At 36.5% G+C, this 17,886-nt stretch carries 22 protein-coding genes; 9 read left to right on the top strand and 13 right to left on the bottom strand.

Annotated elements, in window-relative coordinates; translation table 11 throughout:
- Position 1: 1 nt before the first annotated feature.
- The gene (locus ACN5L8_RS02955) at positions 2-1,789 is read right to left on the bottom strand and encodes a hypothetical protein (RefSeq protein WP_419172256.1); all 1,788 of its coding nucleotides are present in this window, start codon (positions 1,787-1,789) and stop codon (positions 2-4) included.
- 184 nt (positions 1,790-1,973) lie between these two features.
- On the opposite strand from ACN5L8_RS02955, the gene ACN5L8_RS02950 reads away from it, so the two are divergent.
- Complete coding sequence (locus ACN5L8_RS02950) at positions 1,974-2,597, top strand: alpha-ketoglutarate-dependent dioxygenase AlkB family protein (RefSeq protein ID WP_419172255.1); 624 nt, start codon at positions 1,974-1,976, stop codon at positions 2,595-2,597.
- Here the strand turns inward: ACN5L8_RS02950 and ACN5L8_RS02945 are convergent.
- Genes ACN5L8_RS02945 through ACN5L8_RS02935 form a run of 3 tightly spaced genes read right to left on the bottom strand, consistent with a single transcriptional unit; the run spans position 2,571 to position 4,344 of the window.
- On the bottom strand, positions 2,571-3,296 hold the full coding sequence (locus ACN5L8_RS02945; RefSeq protein ID WP_412473482.1) for an arginyltransferase: 726 nt from the start codon (positions 3,294-3,296) through the stop codon (positions 2,571-2,573). The genes ACN5L8_RS02950 and ACN5L8_RS02945 overlap by 27 nt on opposite strands.
- Positions 3,297-3,309: 13 nt before the next feature.
- The gene (locus tag ACN5L8_RS02940; RefSeq protein WP_419172254.1) at positions 3,310-3,882 is read right to left on the bottom strand and encodes a DTW domain-containing protein; all 573 of its coding nucleotides are present in this window, start codon (positions 3,880-3,882) and stop codon (positions 3,310-3,312) included.
- 6 nt (positions 3,883-3,888) lie between these two features.
- The gene (locus tag ACN5L8_RS02935) at positions 3,889-4,344 is read right to left on the bottom strand and encodes a hypothetical protein (RefSeq protein ID WP_115363240.1); all 456 of its coding nucleotides are present in this window, start codon (positions 4,342-4,344) and stop codon (positions 3,889-3,891) included.
- Positions 4,345-4,532: 188 nt separating this feature from the next.
- Between ACN5L8_RS02935 and ACN5L8_RS02930 the strand changes: the two genes are divergently transcribed.
- Positions 4,533-4,706 carry a hypothetical protein gene (locus ACN5L8_RS02930; protein ID WP_158536910.1) on the top strand — a complete coding sequence of 58 codons (174 nt, stop codon included), beginning with the start codon at positions 4,533-4,535 and terminating at the stop codon, positions 4,704-4,706.
- Between the two features lie 14 nt (positions 4,707-4,720).
- A complete protein-coding gene (locus ACN5L8_RS02925) occupies positions 4,721-4,855 on the top strand; it encodes a hypothetical protein (protein ID WP_334678389.1) in 135 nt (44 codons plus the stop codon).
- Positions 4,856-4,859: 4 nt separating this feature from the next.
- Here ACN5L8_RS02925 and ACN5L8_RS02920 read toward each other — a convergent pair whose 3' ends face one another.
- Positions 4,860-5,288, bottom strand: coding sequence for a hypothetical protein (locus ACN5L8_RS02920; protein ID WP_419172253.1), 429 nt, complete (start codon positions 5,286-5,288; stop codon positions 4,860-4,862).
- Positions 5,269-6,162, bottom strand: coding sequence for an endonuclease I family protein (locus tag ACN5L8_RS02915; protein WP_419172252.1), 894 nt, complete (start codon positions 6,160-6,162; stop codon positions 5,269-5,271). Before ACN5L8_RS02915 ends, ACN5L8_RS02920 begins: the two co-directional genes overlap by 20 nt.
- A 218-nt stretch (positions 6,163-6,380) precedes the next feature.
- On the opposite strand from ACN5L8_RS02915, the gene ACN5L8_RS02910 reads away from it, so the two are divergent.
- Entirely contained in the window at positions 6,381-7,400 is a 1,020-nt protein-coding gene (locus tag ACN5L8_RS02910) for a 3-oxoacyl-ACP synthase III family protein (protein ID WP_120404982.1), read from the top strand.
- Between the two features lie 50 nt (positions 7,401-7,450).
- On the opposite strand, the gene ACN5L8_RS02905 is transcribed toward ACN5L8_RS02910, so the two are convergent.
- The 4 genes from ACN5L8_RS02905 to ACN5L8_RS02890 all read right to left on the bottom strand — a co-directional run bounded on the left by ACN5L8_RS02905 (position 7,451) and on the right by ACN5L8_RS02890 (position 10,582).
- The gene (locus tag ACN5L8_RS02905; RefSeq protein ID WP_115363232.1) at positions 7,451-8,008 is read right to left on the bottom strand and encodes a hypothetical protein; all 558 of its coding nucleotides are present in this window, start codon (positions 8,006-8,008) and stop codon (positions 7,451-7,453) included.
- A 94-nt stretch (positions 8,009-8,102) separates the two neighbouring features.
- The gene (locus ACN5L8_RS02900) at positions 8,103-8,714 is read right to left on the bottom strand and encodes a hypothetical protein (RefSeq protein ID WP_115363230.1); all 612 of its coding nucleotides are present in this window, start codon (positions 8,712-8,714) and stop codon (positions 8,103-8,105) included.
- 86 nt (positions 8,715-8,800) lie between these two features.
- Positions 8,801-9,853 (bottom strand): NADP(H)-dependent aldo-keto reductase, encoded by a 1,053-nt coding sequence (locus tag ACN5L8_RS02895; RefSeq protein WP_419172251.1) that lies wholly within the window; start codon positions 9,851-9,853, stop codon positions 8,801-8,803.
- 24 nt (positions 9,854-9,877) lie between these two features.
- Positions 9,878-10,582 carry a VC0807 family protein gene (locus ACN5L8_RS02890; RefSeq protein WP_115363226.1) on the bottom strand — a complete coding sequence of 235 codons (705 nt, stop codon included), beginning with the start codon at positions 10,580-10,582 and terminating at the stop codon, positions 9,878-9,880.
- Between the two features lie 195 nt (positions 10,583-10,777).
- On the opposite strand from ACN5L8_RS02890, the gene ACN5L8_RS02885 reads away from it, so the two are divergent.
- Positions 10,778-12,043, top strand: coding sequence for a S8 family peptidase (locus tag ACN5L8_RS02885; RefSeq protein ID WP_120404979.1), 1,266 nt, complete (start codon positions 10,778-10,780; stop codon positions 12,041-12,043).
- 59 nt (positions 12,044-12,102) lie between these two features.
- Positions 12,103-12,522, top strand: coding sequence for a group II truncated hemoglobin (locus ACN5L8_RS02880; protein WP_334678393.1), 420 nt, complete (start codon positions 12,103-12,105; stop codon positions 12,520-12,522).
- On the opposite strand, the gene ACN5L8_RS02875 is transcribed toward ACN5L8_RS02880, so the two are convergent.
- Entirely contained in the window at positions 12,445-12,843 is a 399-nt protein-coding gene (locus ACN5L8_RS02875; RefSeq protein WP_419172250.1) for a DUF309 domain-containing protein, read from the bottom strand. The genes ACN5L8_RS02880 and ACN5L8_RS02875 overlap by 78 nt on opposite strands.
- Before the next feature lie 77 nt (positions 12,844-12,920).
- Positions 12,921-13,691 carry a 3'-5' exonuclease gene (locus tag ACN5L8_RS02870; RefSeq protein ID WP_419172249.1) on the bottom strand — a complete coding sequence of 257 codons (771 nt, stop codon included), beginning with the start codon at positions 13,689-13,691 and terminating at the stop codon, positions 12,921-12,923.
- A gap of 110 nt (positions 13,692-13,801) precedes the next feature.
- On the opposite strand from ACN5L8_RS02870, the gene ACN5L8_RS02865 reads away from it, so the two are divergent.
- From ACN5L8_RS02865 to ACN5L8_RS02855, 3 genes are all read left to right on the top strand, one after another.
- Positions 13,802-15,382 (top strand): sensor histidine kinase, encoded by a 1,581-nt coding sequence (locus ACN5L8_RS02865; RefSeq protein WP_419172248.1) that lies wholly within the window; start codon positions 13,802-13,804, stop codon positions 15,380-15,382.
- Entirely contained in the window at positions 15,375-16,073 is a 699-nt protein-coding gene (locus tag ACN5L8_RS02860) for a response regulator transcription factor (protein ID WP_120404975.1), read from the top strand. The genes ACN5L8_RS02865 and ACN5L8_RS02860 overlap by 8 nt, the downstream gene beginning before the upstream one ends.
- A gap of 130 nt (positions 16,074-16,203) precedes the next feature.
- Positions 16,204-17,019, top strand: a complete 816-nt coding sequence (locus ACN5L8_RS02855) for a DsbA family protein (protein WP_419172247.1) — start codon at positions 16,204-16,206, stop codon at positions 17,017-17,019.
- An 8-nt stretch (positions 17,020-17,027) separates the two neighbouring features.
- On the opposite strand, the gene ACN5L8_RS02850 is transcribed toward ACN5L8_RS02855, so the two are convergent.
- Positions 17,028-17,804: an endonuclease I family protein gene (locus ACN5L8_RS02850; protein ID WP_115363210.1), complete on the bottom strand. Its 777-nt coding sequence runs from the start codon at positions 17,802-17,804 to the stop codon at positions 17,028-17,030.
- Positions 17,805-17,886 lie beyond the last annotated feature (82 nt).

The following is a 17,886-nucleotide window of genomic DNA, read 5'->3' as shown; positions in this document are numbered from 1 at the left end:
TTTAATCTAGAATTTTCTTCAATTTTATTTCGTTATAACGATTTGAAATAATTTTCCATAGAGAGACTCCAGAGTCTTTATGAATCGTCTCTTTTGGGTCTTTGTTATTTTGGTTTAATTGATCAACAGCATTGCTATCAACAGTTGGGTCTCCAAAATTACTCATGGCCATAATTCCTGTATCATCAGCTAGGAGCGATTCATAATCTTCAAGTTGGGCCTTGATTTTCTTTAAATAATCTTTTGACGAGCTATCGTAGGCAACGGCCGTTTCAGGTTTTACTTTTGTATTATTTTCTAATTCTTTACTAGCATTTGCACCACCTGCTTTACGGTAATTTAGTGCCATGGCAATAGGGGATGTATTATCTGCTAAAGTATTAGCAAGAAATCTTTGACTATCTTCACTATTAGGATTTAGAAATGCATTTGCCGCAGACTTTGCTTTATCGTCGGCCTTCTTTGATTTTGCGACTAGTTCTAATACCTTTCTTGCTGCTTTTGAAATTTTAGCTGCATTCTTATCGATAGAATCGTTAACATACTTTGTATCACCTTCTTTAACTGTGCGGTTGAAGCCTTCGATTACTTCTGCTCCACCTGTTTCGTTAAGAAAGTTCTGTCCGTTTGTTCCAAGTGAGCCCATATTAACATTCATTTCAGGAACTTCCGAAATGACTTCTCCTTGAACATTTCCTGCAGATGCTTCATTTTGAGATACTGAAGCGTTTTGGAAGTCAGACTGACCGACGGTTCCAGCGGAGCTCGTTGCAATCTTTTGCGTTCTCCCTGCACTGTATTGGTTATTATATCGGCTTTCTAATTTCTTTAAAACTTTCTGAGCTTTTTGACGTGCACTTTGCGCACTCTTCATGGCCTTTTTCGCAATTTGATTAGCTTTCATCTCTAAGACAAAGGCGACAGCACTTAAGCCAAAGGCCCAACCAGAACATGGATTACTTACACTACAACCAGTCCAAGTTAAAGCGATACAAATACCAGCTAAAATCCCAACAATTGATATTAGTGTGGATGTTCTCTGATGGTGCTTCATCTTCTTCTTGGCTGCTTTTTCCATGTCCTTTAACATATCAATTTCTGCTTTTAGTGCTTCTCTTTGAATTCTATGGTTCCAGCCTTTTTCATCAGTTTTCTCTAGGTTCTCAAGACGTTTCTTTGCATTCTTAAAGTCATCCTTATATGTATCTCCCATTAAGCTCATGACTGCTGATGACATAATAATAACTGCTGCTAGCTGTAGACCAAAGTCGGTATCACAACCACCGGCTCCAAGGAGTACACATCCATATCCAATATTTGCAGCAACTTTTAGATAACGAAGTACATCGTCTTTGGATTTTACGGAACTAGCATCAGTGGCCTTATGTTCTGTGAACATTTTAGCATCCGCTTTAAGTTCTTCCTGACACTTCTCACTACCACCGCATTTCATATACTCTTGGTTGTAGTTTTCGTTATCTTCATTCGCTACACAGCTCTTTAGATGGCAATTATAAACATACTTACTAGGGCAGTCCTTAGCACTACCATCTTCATGGCAGTAATTAGGATTCATACTCGAAGGTGGTGTGCTATTTTGCGTCGTCGACTGTTGTGATGTTTCAGTTTCAGTCTCTGTGCCTTCTTGATGTGCTGAAGTTTCCTGCTGTGTTGGAGTAGTCTCTTGCTGTGCCAAAGCATTTGCTGTTGGTGTAAATAATAGAGACCATGAAATCACAGTAATTAAGATTTTTTTGAATATGATGAAATTTCGTTGTGCCATATGCATAGCAAACTCCTTACCTTGTATACTAATTTTAGCGAACCTTTGGTTAATCTCTTACTATTATATAAGATTTATAGAGATTTTAGGTACTTAGGCAGGAATTACGCTATTTATGAGCGTGTCCTATTTTTGGCATTTTTAGACTTGTGATTTGAAGAGTTTATGCTCTTAGTGCTAATATCTGGCCATGAATCAATTTGACCTCTTTGGAGAAAGTACACAAGAAACGAGTGATGAAGTTGTCTATAATTTAAAAGACGCTAAAGTCATTTATTACCCAAATTTCTTTGGACGCACAAAAGTTGACTTTGAGGCTTTGAAGAACTCGTTAAATCTACGCCAAGATCACATTACGCTTTATGGTAAAACTCACGATATTCCTAGACTTCAGGCATGGTATTCAACTGATATGGAATATAGTTACTCAGGAATCAAGCTTTTACGAAATGATTGGAATAAAGAATTAAAAACGATTAAAGATGAAATTGAAGCAATAACAGGTGAAAGATTTAATGGCTGTCTTTGTAATCTCTATCGCGATGGAAGAGACTACGCCTCATGGCATAGTGATGATGAAGAAAGTTTAGGGCGAAACCCAGTCATCGCTTCGGCCTCTTTTGGTGAAACTCGAAAATTTGTCTTAAAGCATCGATTTGATAAATCATGTGAAAAAGTAGAAATCGAGTTAGAGGATAGAAGCTTACTTATTATGAAGGGAGCAACCCAACATTACTGGAAGCACCAGTTAAATAAAACTGCAAGAAAAGTTGGGCCAAGGATAAATTTAACCTTTCGAAGAATTATCCGCTAATTTCCAAGTCTGCTCTTTCCAGTCATATAATTGATGAGGGGTGTAGCGGGATTTATATCTCATGTACTTATTTTCTTCAACCCAGTATCCCAAGTAGTAATATTCAAGGCCTATACTTTTTGCATATAAGATCTCACTTAATGCTCCAAGGTGACCCAAGCTCATTTTCTCGTAGTCTGGATCATAACTAAAATAAACGCTACTAAGAGCACTTTCTGACTGCTCTAAGATACCAAAAGCTATCAATTTACCATCCTCAAAAATTTCACTCAATAATTGGGTTCCAGTAAAGCGATAAAAAGTCTCTTTAAATAATTGCTCATTATCTATAATTGAAGCATCAATACTATTTTGAAATCTCTCGATACCGTGCTTTCTATATATTTCATAATGTCTTTTTCTAAAGATTAGAGGAGTAAACTTAATTTGCAGGTGTTGATGTTTTTTTAGAAACTTTCTTTGATTCTTAGTTGCTTTAAAGCTGGAGAGGTCAACTCTAAGAGGAATACATTTTGTGCAATTTGGACACGTGGGGCGAAAGACGAATTGACCAAATTTTCTCCAACCGTGTTGCAAAAGATAATCAAGTTCATCTAAGGCCAGCTCTCCCGCAAAGAAGAATTCATGTTGTTCCATGTGACCTTCTAAGTAAGGGCATGAGTCAAGTTCACTAAGGCGAGGAGAGACAAGCATCTTCATACAATATATTGTATCATTTTTTGAAAGCTTCTTGTTGTTCAATTAGCTTTTTTAGTGGAGAAATTAATTCCTCATAAGAATTTTCATTGAGTTCCCCAAGTGCTTTTAAAGTCATTCCTATGGCCTCTAAAGTCGATAAATGTTCTTCACCACAGGACTTTCTTATTGAGGAGTAGATCGTTCTTTGATCTTCTTCAAGGTGGTAGCACGGAATCGAACTTAGCTTAGGCCATTTAAAGTAAACACCTTTGGCCTTCTTCCATGTTCCATCTAAGACTATCATCTCTCCCTTTGGAAGATCGCTTTTAGAAATAGGCCTTGAGTGTTCATTCTTAAATAATAGAAACGATTCTGTTGAAGTAAGATCGTCTATTATTTCTTCTGTAATATCATCACTTTTTATAATCCTAATCTTATCACTAGCAAGTGGCCCAAACTTTGCTGTGTTAAATGGGTGCTTTGCCTCATCTTTACTTTGAAGAATAGTAATAGGAGTTTGAATTTCTACTGGTTTTACATGTGCGCATAGACAAGACTTCAAAGGCCTGTGACATTTATCACAATGAGCGCGTTTTTCTTTATTCATAAGAGTCTATATATTGACTTCTTTATTATACTTATCCATTAGAATTGGCTTACGGTAGTACATAATGAAGTAGACGATAGGGTAGATTAAAAGATCAAAGAGAAAGTTTTCTGTTTTATACTTTATATTATCTGTTATTTTAGTCATGCCATTTTCAAGCATACGAATATGATAAGTGTGAATCCAAAGATTAAACGGGAATGGGCACTCTGTGGCCTCTGTTCGAATAATTATACCTTTGTCGGTTCTCTTTGTTTGCATCACTTCAATTATCCAAGACTGGTAGTGACCAAGGATAGAAGTAATCATATGTGTCTGATTAGCATATTCAACTCCATCAAAGCGCGTAACTTCAAGATTGATGAAGGGTGGAGTTGCTTCTTGCATTGTTTTTGCATTGAAATTGCTCAGAATTTCATCCACTGAAGCCTTTAATGTCGTGTTTATCACTAAGCTTTTCATTTATTAAATTATACCCCTTTGCGGTACTTAACTCAATAAGTAGTATCTAACTTCTTAAAACTTAATTAATGGTTTAGAAAAACTTAATTTTATGCACTTTGAAAATCTATAACTCTCTTAAGTTGCTATTGATGCACCACTGTGGCCAAATAGAATATATTTCCCAAAATGTGACCAAGGAGAAATTTATGAACCTGAAGGAAAGACTCAAGCTTGAAGAGAAGGAGTGTAAGAATCTCATTCAAGCTTACTGGCGATTTAGGAAGCGTCCCGATGCGAAGAAGAAAGGTGAAGAGGAAGAACAAGAGTTAATCAATGGAGAAGAGCTGGGAAAGCAGTTGGGGCCAATTCTGGAAAATTAGATAATGTAACAGATTTGTCTTTTAAACGAATTGAAAAGGCAAAACAAAAGGCCCAAGAAAAACAAGACGAGCAAGCCAGAGAGCAACAAAAGCAAGCTAAGAAGAATGATGATTCATCAGATGAAAAAAAGAAGAAAACAGCAAATTAAACTTCTATTTAAGAGATTTTTTTACACAGTCAGTTAGTCTTCTGTCTCCGGGATTATATTCTTGGAGACACTTATCAAAAATACGAGTCGATAATTCATCACAATTATCCATACGTTGTTTTATGCAATGGAATGTTAGTAATTGCTCTATTTCAATTCTTTGTCCATGTGGATCAACTGGGATAATTTGTGGCCTCTTTTTCTCTTTTTTCTTTTGGCGCTTAGGCTGAACCGATATTTTCTTGTCTCTGTGATATGAAGGAGTCGATTTTTTCTTCTTTGTTATCTCCTGCCACTGGGCAGCTCTTAGACGTTGGTAATATAGAAGTTGACGCTCTCGACGAGTGAGAGGCTTAGTTTTTTCTTTAGTAGGAGTGGCACAAGAAATAATGGCCATTATAAAAATTGAGTATTTAAAAATCTTTAATAGCATTGACTAATTCTTCGTCGTCAATAAATGGGTTACGACTATTTTGAATTTCATAAATTCGATTGTTAATTTGCACTTCAAAATCATCAACTGGATCTTCACGGTGCCATCTTCTTAAGTAGTACTCTTGGGCCTCATCAATTGCTAAGTTGTAGCGAGTAGAGAAGTAGAATAGAGCGCGAGCAATGTTCCCTCTTATCTCTAGTGGCGGTTCAAAAGATGTGGTTAGTTGATTCTCGTAATTAACCTCTCCTATTGAAGAAGATGTACAATTAGAGTTTACAGCTCGCCCAGTTACTTCGCCAAAAGGATGATTGCTTCTTGATGAATTCGCTCGAGAGTTTACTGGAAAGAGGTGGTGAAGGTCATTTTTCTGTGTGTTGCGACTTTCGTTAGGGTTAAATTTAGATTGAGGCCAGCTATGTTCACAATTCATGACTCGGTGATTTGGAATCTGCATTGGCCCGATACCATCGTTTTCACCAATTTCTTGGTTACAATAAACATCTTTAACAAGGTACTGACCGCGACTTTGTCTCAGATAAATATCTCCAAATAGATACTTTCTTGCTTGCTTGTAACTGTCAGGAGCTTTTTGCTCGTAGCAATTTTTTAGACCTTTACATGAACTTGTTAAGATATCTTTTTGCCCGGCCTTTCTTATATGTCCTGAGACAATAATATTGCGCAAGGCCTGCTTGAGATTTTGTTTTGAATTGTTTTTTGAATGAGTTTTATTTAGATACTTTTCAATATTCTTAGGATAGTAATTTATTTTACTGAGAGGGGTTGAGGTAAGATTAAAGTGAACACTTGCGTGAACACTGAAACTTATTTGAATGGATAAAAGCACCAAAAGGTGACTAAGCTTAGTCATTTTAATTCCTTCCTTGGAATATAAATATGTTAACAAGAAAAAATATGATGGCCAATAAAAAAACAGGGCAAATACTCGAGCATAAAAGTTATGTCGGGGCAAATTAATAAAGATAAAATTGTAAGGTAGCTATCTATCGCATCTAAGAATATTGTGTTAAATTTGTAAAATATCATTCACCAATTCAAATGTAAGAAGATTTATGAAAAGGAAATACTATGGGTGTATTGGCAAGTAAAATTATTGGTGTGGGCTCTTACGTACCACCAAAAGTTTATAAGAATACTGATATCGAAGAAATGATGAACACTTCTGATGAGTGGATCGTTCAAAGAACGGGAATTGAGCAACGTCATTGGGTTGATTCTAAAACATCAACATCTGATTTGGCCGTAAAAGCAAGTGAAGAAGCAATTTCAAATGCTGGGCTTAATAAAGAAGATATAGATATGATTGTTTTTGCAACTCTTTCTCCTGACTTTGACTTTCCTGGTACAGGTTGCTTTCTTCAGGCAAAACTTGGAATGAGTGAAATTCCTTGTCTAGACTTAAGACAACAATGTTCTGGCTTTCTTTATGCAATGTCTGTTGCAGATAAATTTATTTCCACAGGAACAAATAAAAATATTCTTGTTGTTGGAGCAGAAGTTCATTCAAAAGGCTTAGATCAAACGCCTGATGGAAGAAATGTTGCTGTTTTATTTGGCGATGGAGCCGGTGCAATTGTTATGAGTGCATCTGAAGTTAACGATAAAAAAACAGAGCCATGTTTCATCGATGCAAGTCTTCATAGTGATGGAAAGTATGCTAAGGAATTATGGATTCCAGCTCCGGGAACAGGATTTGATTCATCTGAAAGAATGTCTCAAGAAATGCTTGACGAAAAATTACATTACCCACAAATGAATGGGCGCACTGTTTTTGTTCACGCAACGAAGAGAATGGCAGAAAGTCTTGGTGCTCTACTTGAAAAGAATAATCTTACAATTGATGATGTGGATGTTTTCTTATTTCACCAAGCAAACCTAAGAATTAATTCTAAGGTTGCTGAAATGATGGGAATCCCAGAAGAAAAAGTATTCAATACAATTCAAAAATATGGAAATACCACAGCGGCAACAATTCCACTTGGAATGCATGATGCCATGAAAGAAGGTGTTTTAAAGCCTGGTATGCTTGTGGCCTCAGCGGCTTTCGGTGCAGGGTTTACTTGGGCATCTGCTCTATACCGTGTTTAATAAAGTATCTAGGATAGAAAAAAAAGCCTCCGAAATGGAGGCTTTTTTTATTATTGGCAATAATTATAATCGCGGAAATATCGACTACAGTAGTTAGAAGGGAAGCGGCAGTCATCTAGGTTGCTTGACCAGTAACTTGCTTGAGGGCAGTATTTCGTTTCTTGTTTTTCAACATTAACGACAAACTTTCCTGTTGCAACTTCGCGTCCATCTTTTTCAAGCTTATACTCAACTTCATTTTCTCCGTAATAATTTAGGAGAGGTCTTTGAAAAAGTGTATGTATCCAAAGATTGAATCTATTCTTACTTTCACCTTTTTCAGAGTCAAAGCGTGATGATTTTGATTTCGTGCGACCCTTGTGGTCTTTGTAGTAAAGAGTTACTTCATCAGCATCAACTCTTTCACCTTCACCAAGAACGAATTTTGAGAATTCTGATGGACTTAAGAAGTTTGCGCGGCAATCGACAAAGCGAAAGTCTCTTCCATTACGATCAGAGCATGTAAGACGGATTGTTCCCTCAACAGGGTTTGACGTTAGGTCATTTCCAATTTTAAGCCCAGCACCAAAGGCAGGCAGAAGCAGTAGTAAACTTATGATTACTTTCATTATAAACTCCTTTTTATAATCCTATTAATGATATTAAGGAGTTTTAATTTATGCAATTTAGTAAAGCTTAAAGATAGAACTTGTAAGTTTATCTTTAAAGTTCACGGGCCTTTACTTTGCAATAATTGTAGATCAATTCACGCCAGTATTGGATATATTCAGGTCCACATAATTTAGCGTAGGCAGGATTACTAGGAATATAGTCGTAGAGGAAGTACTCCATGGCAAATTGCATTGTTTGCATACCTAGGAATAACTCTGTGAAGAAATTAATATCACCACGTTGATAATAAGAGATGAGTTCGGCAACATCCTGGTGGAATTCACAAGATGAACAGCCATTACACATTCCATAATTTTCAACAAAGTTTAAATGATGCTGTGTTTGAGTTGCGATAATTTGCTCTCTTTCATCAACATCAGCACTAAAGCTATCAATTAAATCAAGTGCGCGCTCTGGATGAGAGGCGATGGCCTGAAAAATTTTTTCATAAAATGTTGCATATAGTGATGTGAAGATAGAGTCTTCAATTAAATAGTAGAAGAAGTCTTCACTCGATTTTGTGCTTTCACGTAGAGACTCATAAGTTGAAAGGGCCATTTTTAAAGGTGCATCTTCAAACTCTTCAAGTTCAAAAAACACTTTCGCTAACTCTTTTTTACCCTGATCGAATTCATTATTGGTCTTTCTAATTCGATTAAACATGAGTTCCTCCACATCCGTTCATAAATAGATTTTAACAAAATATGTAAAATCAAAAACTTAGTGGAGGACTAGGCAAGAAATTCCAATTAAGGGCAAGGAATCGTGAAGATCTTATGAATATCTTCAATTCTTTGGAGAGTCTCAGTATCTAGTGTGATCTCATTACTTGCTAGATTCTCTCTTAATTGCTCAAGATTTGTAGCACCGATAATATTTGATGTTGTAAATTCTCTGTCATTAACAAAGGCCTGTGCTAGGGCGGCCGGTGTTAGTCCAACATCATTTGCTAGTGTTGCATATTCTCTAATTGCATTTGCTGCATGCTCAGATGAATAGCGTGTGAAGTATTCACCAAAGATCGTTAATCTTGCACCTTCTGGCTTAGCACCTCCAAGGTATTTTCCACTTAAGGCTCCAAAGGCAAGTGGCGAGTAGGCCAAAAGCCCAACTTTTTCTCTGATGGCCATTTCTGAAAGGCCAACTTCAAAAGAGCGATTTAGAAGAGAGTATGGATTTTGGATAGAAACGGGTGCATCGACACCACATTCTTTTGCAGCGTTAAGGTATTGCATCACACCCCAAGGTGTTTCATTTGAAAGACCCCAAGTACGGATTTTTCCTTCTTTTATCAATTCACCAATCGCTTCTACACGTTCATGAAATGATACTTCTATTTCTGGTGTGAAGTGCTCGTAATTTAGACGGCCGAAGAAGTTAGTTATTCGCGCTGGCCAGTGAATTTGGTAGAGATCTAAATAATCTGTTTTAAGTCTTTTTAATGAAGCTTCACAAGCTGTTTTGATATCGGACTTTGAAAAAGGAGTTTTTCTAATCTCACTTTCTCTTATGTAGCTATCCATGCTACCCGGACCTGCAACTTTAGAAGCGAGAACAAATTGGTCTCTCTTTGTTTGCATCTTATCCCAAGTACCAATATATTGTTCTGTTTTAGTATATGTTTCTTTTCGTCCTGGCACAGGATACATCTCTGCTGTATCGATGAAGTTGACACCGTATTCGAGGGCCATATCTAATTGCTCATGGGCCTCTTCTTGTGTGTTTTGTTCACCCCATGTCATTGTCCCTAGACAGATCTTACTTACTTTTATTTGTGAATGTCCTAATTGATTTTGTTGCATCTATCCCTCTCGTTTTCGTTTGGGTTATTGTTGTTTAACCATGGCCTCTAGAGGCAGGTCTGTTTGCTTCTTTATATAATTAACAAGTCCAAAAATAATAAAACCAGTGGCAATAACTGTTGGAATTGAAATTACTGGGAAACTTAGGGCCGTCATTCTACCTAGACTCTCGTTAAATTCAACGCTTCCTGGAGAACCTTTCAATACGATTACAGCAAGTACATAATTTAAAACTGCAGACAGAAAGAATGTGCAAGAGAAGTAAAATCCAGCAATATAGATTTTTTGATCAAAGTCGTCTTTTATATTTTTCTCTTCCATTGCTTGATGGATTTTTTCTAAATCAAAAATTTGCTCTATTAAAGTCTTAACAAGTGGCTTCTTAGTAAATTGTGAAGCTAGAACAAATAAACCAATAACTAGAGGAAGGGCAGTTTCTTTTACAATCATCCAGGTCTTATTAAGTTGGAAAAGTCCAATTCCACCAGTAAGTAAAACACTGATAAGACCAATGGCCGCAATCCAGTTAAACTTTCTTTGAGAAATAAAGTCCCATGCTCCATAGATAAGGGGAAAGGCCAATGCTATGATTAAGGCATTAACTTGTCCTAAATATTCTTCAGATGAAAATTTCGTTAAAATTACTGAAGGAATAACCACATTACATATTAGATTAATGAATGGGTTCTCTTTTTTTCTTGTTTCGTTATTATTTGGCATATCCGTCATTTGTGATCCTTAGCTAAACGCAATTATCATACCCAATTGTCTAAGCTATTCAAAGTTTTAATCATCCGACATGTAAAGTCGGGTATCGTAACAACTTCTTACACCTTGTAAAGTGAACTTGTCTTAAGAAAATTAATTTGAAATAGTTTTAGAATTGAAAAACTTTTGGTCACGGAAGAACATAAGGATAAAAACATGAAAAAACTATTTCTAGCACTTGGACTAACTTGTGCACTGAGCGCATCAGCTCAAGACTTCAACGGTTACATTGTAAAACTTAAGCCAGGATACGAATCATTTGTTAATACAACGTATGCTGACGCTCAAATGAGAAAGCTTAGCTTTGGTACATTTGCTGTTGTTAAAGAAAAATTTGAAGGGTTAGTTGCTGATCCTGCAGTAGAGTACGTTGAAAAGAACTGGATCATTAACTTAAATGATTTTAGTGCTCCTCAATCAGTAGAATCTGCTCTAACAGAGAATCGTGATGAGCAATTCTCTAAGCAATGGGGATTACTAAATGATGGACGAAACTCTGGTGGTTGGTTTTCAAATGGTAAAGCTGGAGAAGATATTAATGCTACTCAAGCATGGAATGTTGAAACAGGAAATCGTGATTTAGTAGTAGCGGTAATTGATACAGGTGTTGATTACACTCACTCTGATTTAAAGGCCAATACTTGGAAGAATGAAGGCGAGATTGCTGGTAACGGGATTGATGATGATGGAAACGGATTTGTTGATGACGTTTACGGATATGATTTTGCTAATAAAGATGCAGATCCAATGGATGGCCACTCTCACGGTACTCACTGTGCTGGTGTAATTGGTGCTCGTCATAATGGAACTGGGATCATGGGAGTAATGGCAAATGTAAAAATTATGTCGATTAAATTCCTAAGTGATAGTGGTTCAGGTGAAACAATTGATGCAATTTCTTCAATTGATTATGCCGTTGCTAATGGTGCAAAAATTCTTTCTAACTCTTGGGGTGGAGGAGAATATTCAGAAGCATTAAAAGAGTCAATTGAGAATGCACGTGATAAAGGTGTTCTGTTTGTTGCTGCTGCAGGAAACTCTCGTTCAGATAATGATGTTAGATCAACGTACCCAGCAAATTATGAAGTTGAAAATGTAATTTCAGTAGGTGCAATGGACGGTAAAGGTAATCGTTCATCATTTTCTAACTACGGACAAGAAACAGTTCACGTATTTGCTCCAGGTTCTAATATTCTTTCAACAGTTCCAGGTGAGCGTTATAAGAAAATGTCAGGAACTTCAATGGCAACACCAATGGTTTCAGGTGTTCTTGGACTTCTATTATCAAAAGAAGATCAACTTTCATTTTCTGAGATCAAGGAAAGAATTTATAAGACAGCAGTTCCAAATGCTACTCTTATTACAAAAGCTAAGTCGGGACGTATCGAAGCATACCGTCTACTTAACAATATCCAAAATTAATTCAAATATCTGAATAATAGTGATATATAAGAGGGAGTCAATTGACTCCCTTTTTTATTATGAAAATTAAACTACCAGAATTTCTCATTCGTAAATTTAAAATGACTCCTTATGAAAAACTAGGTGGCGCAGCTGGCGTCCAAGAGCTTGTGGATGATTTCTATGAAATCATGGATACTGACCCAAAAGCATCAAAGTGTCGAGGGCTTCACGCTACTTCCCTTGAGGGTGCAAATAAGAAATTATTTATGTTCCTATCAGGATGGCTTGGGGGCCCAAGTCTTTATATTGAAAAATATGGCCATCCTCGTATGAGAAAACGTCATTTCCCATTCAAGATTGGTTTTGCTGAGCGTGATGAATGGCTCTATTGTATGAGAAAAGCTCTTGATAAAAAGCAGCTAAAGCCTAAGTTTGATGATGAGATCTGGTCTGCTTTCCAGCGGTTTGCTGAGCATATGAGAAACCAGAACTTTTAATTCCATAAGTTCGATGCCGCAAAATTCTTCGTAATCTAATTGGTCTAATAATTCAAGGCAGCGCTCAAGGTGAGTGGTGCAAGCGCTTTCTTGGCCCATATCTCTTTTAAGTAAGCCTGCCGCAATTTTAATGATGGCCTTAAAGAGGATGGCATAATCATCAGTTCGGTTATGTTCATTCCAAAGTGATTCAAGATACGCGTGACATTCCCAGTAATAGCCGTGATTAATCAGGTCAATAGCGTATAGATAATCTGAGTTATTTCTAAAGTCTGCACTACTTTTTAGAGCATTTGTTTCTGGTTCACCTGTAAATTCCATATGCCCATCTTTTTTGAGTGGGTGAGGGTTCTTTCCTGGGCGAAACTTATATACAGGTAGCGCTCGATCAGAATATCTTATGAGAGTCTCCAGTCAAAGTCATACATGAGCTTACCTTCATCAATATGAACTTGAGAAACAATCTTAGACCATTCTTTTACATTTGGATCCCATTGAAAGCGAGCACGTGCAACTTTGTGCTTGATAGTATTAAACTTTTCAACTTCTTGCTTATTCTTCCAATTTGGTGCCTTCAGCTCCGCTACGATGCGAACTTTTGGTGCACTTGCAAGCTTGGTCATTCTTGCATAATCATAGTGAGAAGCAATTTTAAGCATTGCTAGAACATCTGTAACCGCACGGTGTGGAAATGGATTAATAAAGCCGTGAGAGTGCTCAAGCATTGCCATTGACTTATGTCTGATTTTACTTGGGTATTCGATATCTTCTTGGGTATCAATCCAAATCTTATTTGGCATATCTACTTCATATCTTTCAAACATGGCCGTTAACATTGGCTTGTCATATTTTGCACCGTTGTGCGCCATAAGATAGTCTGCTTTTTTAATTAATAGAGCTAATCTTTCAAGGGCCATCTTAATTTCGTCACCTCGGCTTCCCCAGTCTTTTAATAATTGCTCATCAATTCCTGTTAATTCGATAACTTCTTGAGTAAGTTTAAGACGATCTTTTTCGTCAATAAGCTCTGAGAAGATTCTCACTGGAGAGTTGATTCGTGTATCCCATAGGACTGCACCAATTTCAGTAACTCTATCGACATTGAGGTTTACGCCTTTCTGTGTAAGATTTTCGTTGATTCCTTCTAAGTCGACACCAAGAATGAGCATGAGATTTCCTTTTGCTTTGTGTTATGGCAGAATTGACAAATTTCTGACTAATCTAGGACAATTATGAGCGATACAACCTCTAATGTAAATGCTGGGATTTTAAAGATTTAATGAAACCATATATTGTACTCATATTCACGGCCCTAATTGTGGCCTTTTTCTCTGGAAGTTTTGTTTTAAGGACTTTTGCACCTCGTTTTGCCAGCCAATATCAAATTGAAGAGATAAACGATATTAAAGAGCAGATGAAAAGTCAGATCACGCCTTATGCAATAGTGAACTTCTCGTCTCTATATTATTCTGATGAACAATTCCAATTATTGAATCCATCAATGGCAATTGAAGAATTTGATTCTGACCTTTTATCAAGTTCAAAAGGATGCTCAAATATTGAGGTTCTTCAGTCCCAATTAACAGCAAGTCGTAAGAAGGGGATGTGGGAGCTTATTAGATGTGGCCGTATTAGAAGTATTCCAAGATGGTTTGTTAAGACCCCGCCATTTCTACATGACTCTGGTGTTAGTTATGCATATTTATTATTTCAATATCAATTAGCAACAGGACAAGCAGAAAACACATCTTGGGTCAGAAGAAGACTATCTTTTTTCCACGTTTCTGAACTTTCTCAATTACAACGTGAGATTGGGCCACTTGGTGGAATTTATGGACTACTTGCTTCTTTATCTGAAGACACTCTAAGAGATATCATCAATGAGGAAGCTAGGATCTTAGCAAAGAATTATCTACTTTCTAGAATAAAGTATCCACGCCAATACAATGTTCTTGAGTATCGTTTTTACACAATGGACTCTATTGAACGCTATTTAGAATCGACTCCGTATCAAATCTCTCGAGCAAGACCTGGTAAATGGTGTGTTTATACTGAAGGTCAAATTTGTTGGCGTCAAAGTACGAAGCACTTATTGCAAACTGTTTCAACTTCAACCTTAACTTCCTTCATTGGAATTCTCGTCATATTCTTCATTATCTTATGGCTACTCTTTAGCAAGATTAAGTGGGACAAAGTAGAAGAGAATCGTAAGAAAATGGCCTTGCAAGTTTTAACACATGAGTTTAGAACGCCAGTGGCATCTCTTCTTCTAATTATTGATAAACTCAATCGTGATATTGATAAATTTCCTGAAGAGCAGCAAGAGGACTTATTAAGAATCTCCGGTGAAGTTTATCGCCTTCAGAGGTTAACTGAGAAGTCGAAACATTACTTACAGGGGGCAAATGCAAGAGGAATGCTCTCGTTTACATATCAAGAACTCGAAAATCCTGAGGACTTAATTTATGATACAATAATTCCTATTAAGGATACTTACCTAAAGGAAATTGATATCAATATCGATCTTAAAGGCCCTGTCTTTGTGGATTTTTATTGGTTTCAAATTTTAATAAAAAACTTAGTGGAGAACTCATTTATCCACGGTGAAGAAAAGCATTATATTAATGTTTTTGAGAAAGATAAAAACTTTGTCATTGAAGTTGGTGATGGCGGAGAGTTGAATAAGGATCTAGAGACCTTAACAAGTGAATTTGTTAAAGGATCAAAAAGTTCTGGAACAGGTTTAGGATTAAATATTATTAAAAATATAGTAGATGAATGGGGCGGTAAAATTGAGTTGGTAAAAAAGCCAACGAAATTTATTATTACGCTACCTAAGAGGAAAAAGCCAAATGGATAAATTATTACTAGTAGAAGATGATGTTTCTTTAGGCAAAGGGATTATGGACTTCCTAAAGATGGAAGGCTTTGATGCAATTTGGGCGCAGACCTTAGAGGATGCAAGAAAGATTGATCTTAAAGATGTCGATCTTATCATTCAGGATTGGATGTTACCTGATGGCCAAGGAATTGATTTTCTAAAAGAGTTACGCTCAAATGGAAACACGACGCCAATGATTATCCTTACGGCAAAAACTGATCTTATCGATAAAGTTGTTGGCCTTGAGTCAGGAGCAAATGATTATATGACAAAGCCTTTTGAGACAAGAGAACTTCTTGCTCGTATTCGTGTTCAGCTAAGAATTGGTGAACAAGGTGGGAATAATAATGGCAATAACGCCGTTGATACAAAAGGAATTCTAACCTTAGGTAAACTTAAGATCGATAATGATACTCGTGAAGTAACTTGGGATGGTGGCCTCGTTGAGTTAACTAAGATGGAGTTTGATTTTTTAAAGCTACTTGTCGAAAATCCAAATCGCGCTCTTTCAAGAGATGAGATTTTAAATAAGGTTTGGGGTTATGAGTGTTATCCTTCAACACGTACTGTGGATACACACGTTCTTCAGCTTCGTCAGAAGTTTAATGAAAACTTAATTGAAACAGTTCGAGGTATCGGTTATAAGCTTCGACCGCAACATGCTCAATAAATAATTGAAAGGGGGAGTCCTTCCCCCTTTAGTATTCACAACTTTTCAAAGAATTGACATAACTCTAACGTAGCTTCGATAAAGCTAGTGCATAATTGTACGATAGGTTGTTAACAACTTAGGAGAAATAATGCTTAGTTCTAACAAAACATTTAACTTTTCAATTCTACTTGTGCTGGTTGCCTTGTTCTTAGCATCTTGCTCAAATAAGAACTCCGCGCAAGATATTAGAAAGGCACTAGAAGACGATCCGACAATTCTTACAGATGTTATGAAGAAAAACCCTCAGGTTTTTATGGAAACATTACAACAAATAGCATCTGAAATGAAACAACAGGCATTGGCCGATCGTAATCGTAAAGAAAAAGAGATTCTAGAAGATGCTTTTAAAAATCCAATTCAGGTTCAATCTCATAGTGATGATCTTATTATAGGAAATCCAAATGCCAAGGTTAAGATCTATGAATATTCTGATTTTCAATGTCCATTCTGTTTTAGGGCCCTTGAAACTGTTAAACAGTTAATGGATGAATATGGTAAAGATGTGGCCTTTATTTATCGCCACTTACCAATCGATTCAATTCATCCTCAAGCAAGATTAGCAGCACAGTACTACGAAGCTATTCGTATTAAGCATGGAAAAAAAGCATTTAAGTTTCATGAAACAATCCTTCATAATCAAGCAAAGATTCGACTAGGAGAGAAGTACTTATTAGAAGTCGTTAAGAAAATGGGACTTGATACTAAAGAAATTAAAAAGCTAGCTAATTCAAAGCAGGTTGATGATAAGATTGCTTTTGATATTGAAAGTGCAAATAAGCTTGGCTTCAGTGGAACACCAGGATTTGTAGTTGGCGGAGTTCCTGTGAAGGGTGCTTATCCTTATGCTCACTTCAAGAAGATTATTGATCGTTTGTTAGAGAATAAGACTGCTGATACTAAGTAAGTCTAGGCCTATAGATTAGGAATTAATTTTATTAATTCAGGGTAGTCGATAAATGGGTTACGGTTACCCTGATACTTTTCAACCATTTCATTTCTAAATTTTTCAAAAGAAGAAACAGGGTCAAGTTTGTCCCAAGCTCTTAGAAACTCTTCTTCTCTATCGTCGATTGGAAGCTCATACATTACAGCAAAGTAGAAGAGGCCTCTTGCAATATCACCTTTAACTTCATCAGGTGGCTCAAAGAATTGTACTTGAGGGTATTTAGAGTTTTGTCCCATTTTGGAAGCTTCACATAATTGGCCTTTATTTTCCTGATCGACTTCTCCAAAGAAGTGATCACCACGCTTTTGATTTACTAATGAGTCAGTTGGATAGAGGTGATGCATATCAGATACCATTTCATCATAAGTGTTTTGATGATGAGGTACTTGCGGACCATAATCAAAGAAACGAGACTTTGGCCAAGTGTGTTCTGTATTTAAAACATTTCCATCAGGAAGGTCATCGTTATCCATAAAGATATCAACATTATTCTGGTATTCAACTTCACAGTAGATATCTCTTATAAAGTTATTCTCACTTCCTTCTTTATAATAAGCATAGATTTCATTAAATAGATGTAGTCTTGCTTCTTTGTAATAAAGAGTCTTTTTATTCTTCTTCATTAGGACGATTAGCTTTTGTCTTAATTCAAGAGATCGCTCTGGTCCTAGCGGTGTGATTTCGCCAGCAAGTATTGAGGTTGAAAGAATAAATAGACTAATAAGAGTTATAAATCTGCGCATGAGATGTTTTTACGGCCATTTATGAATTCTTGATAGGTTATTGTAGAATTTACGTGTAAATAAAAAGACAGGACCCCGTAAG

Origin of the sequence: Halobacteriovorax sp. (assembly GCF_048381875.1) — a bacterium.
Taxonomy (GTDB): domain Bacteria; phylum Bdellovibrionota; class Bacteriovoracia; order Bacteriovoracales; family Bacteriovoracaceae; genus Halobacteriovorax_A; species Halobacteriovorax_A vibrionivorans.
The sequence above is the reverse complement of the archived record's forward strand: the minus strand, read 5'-3'. Positions and strand labels throughout refer to the sequence as shown.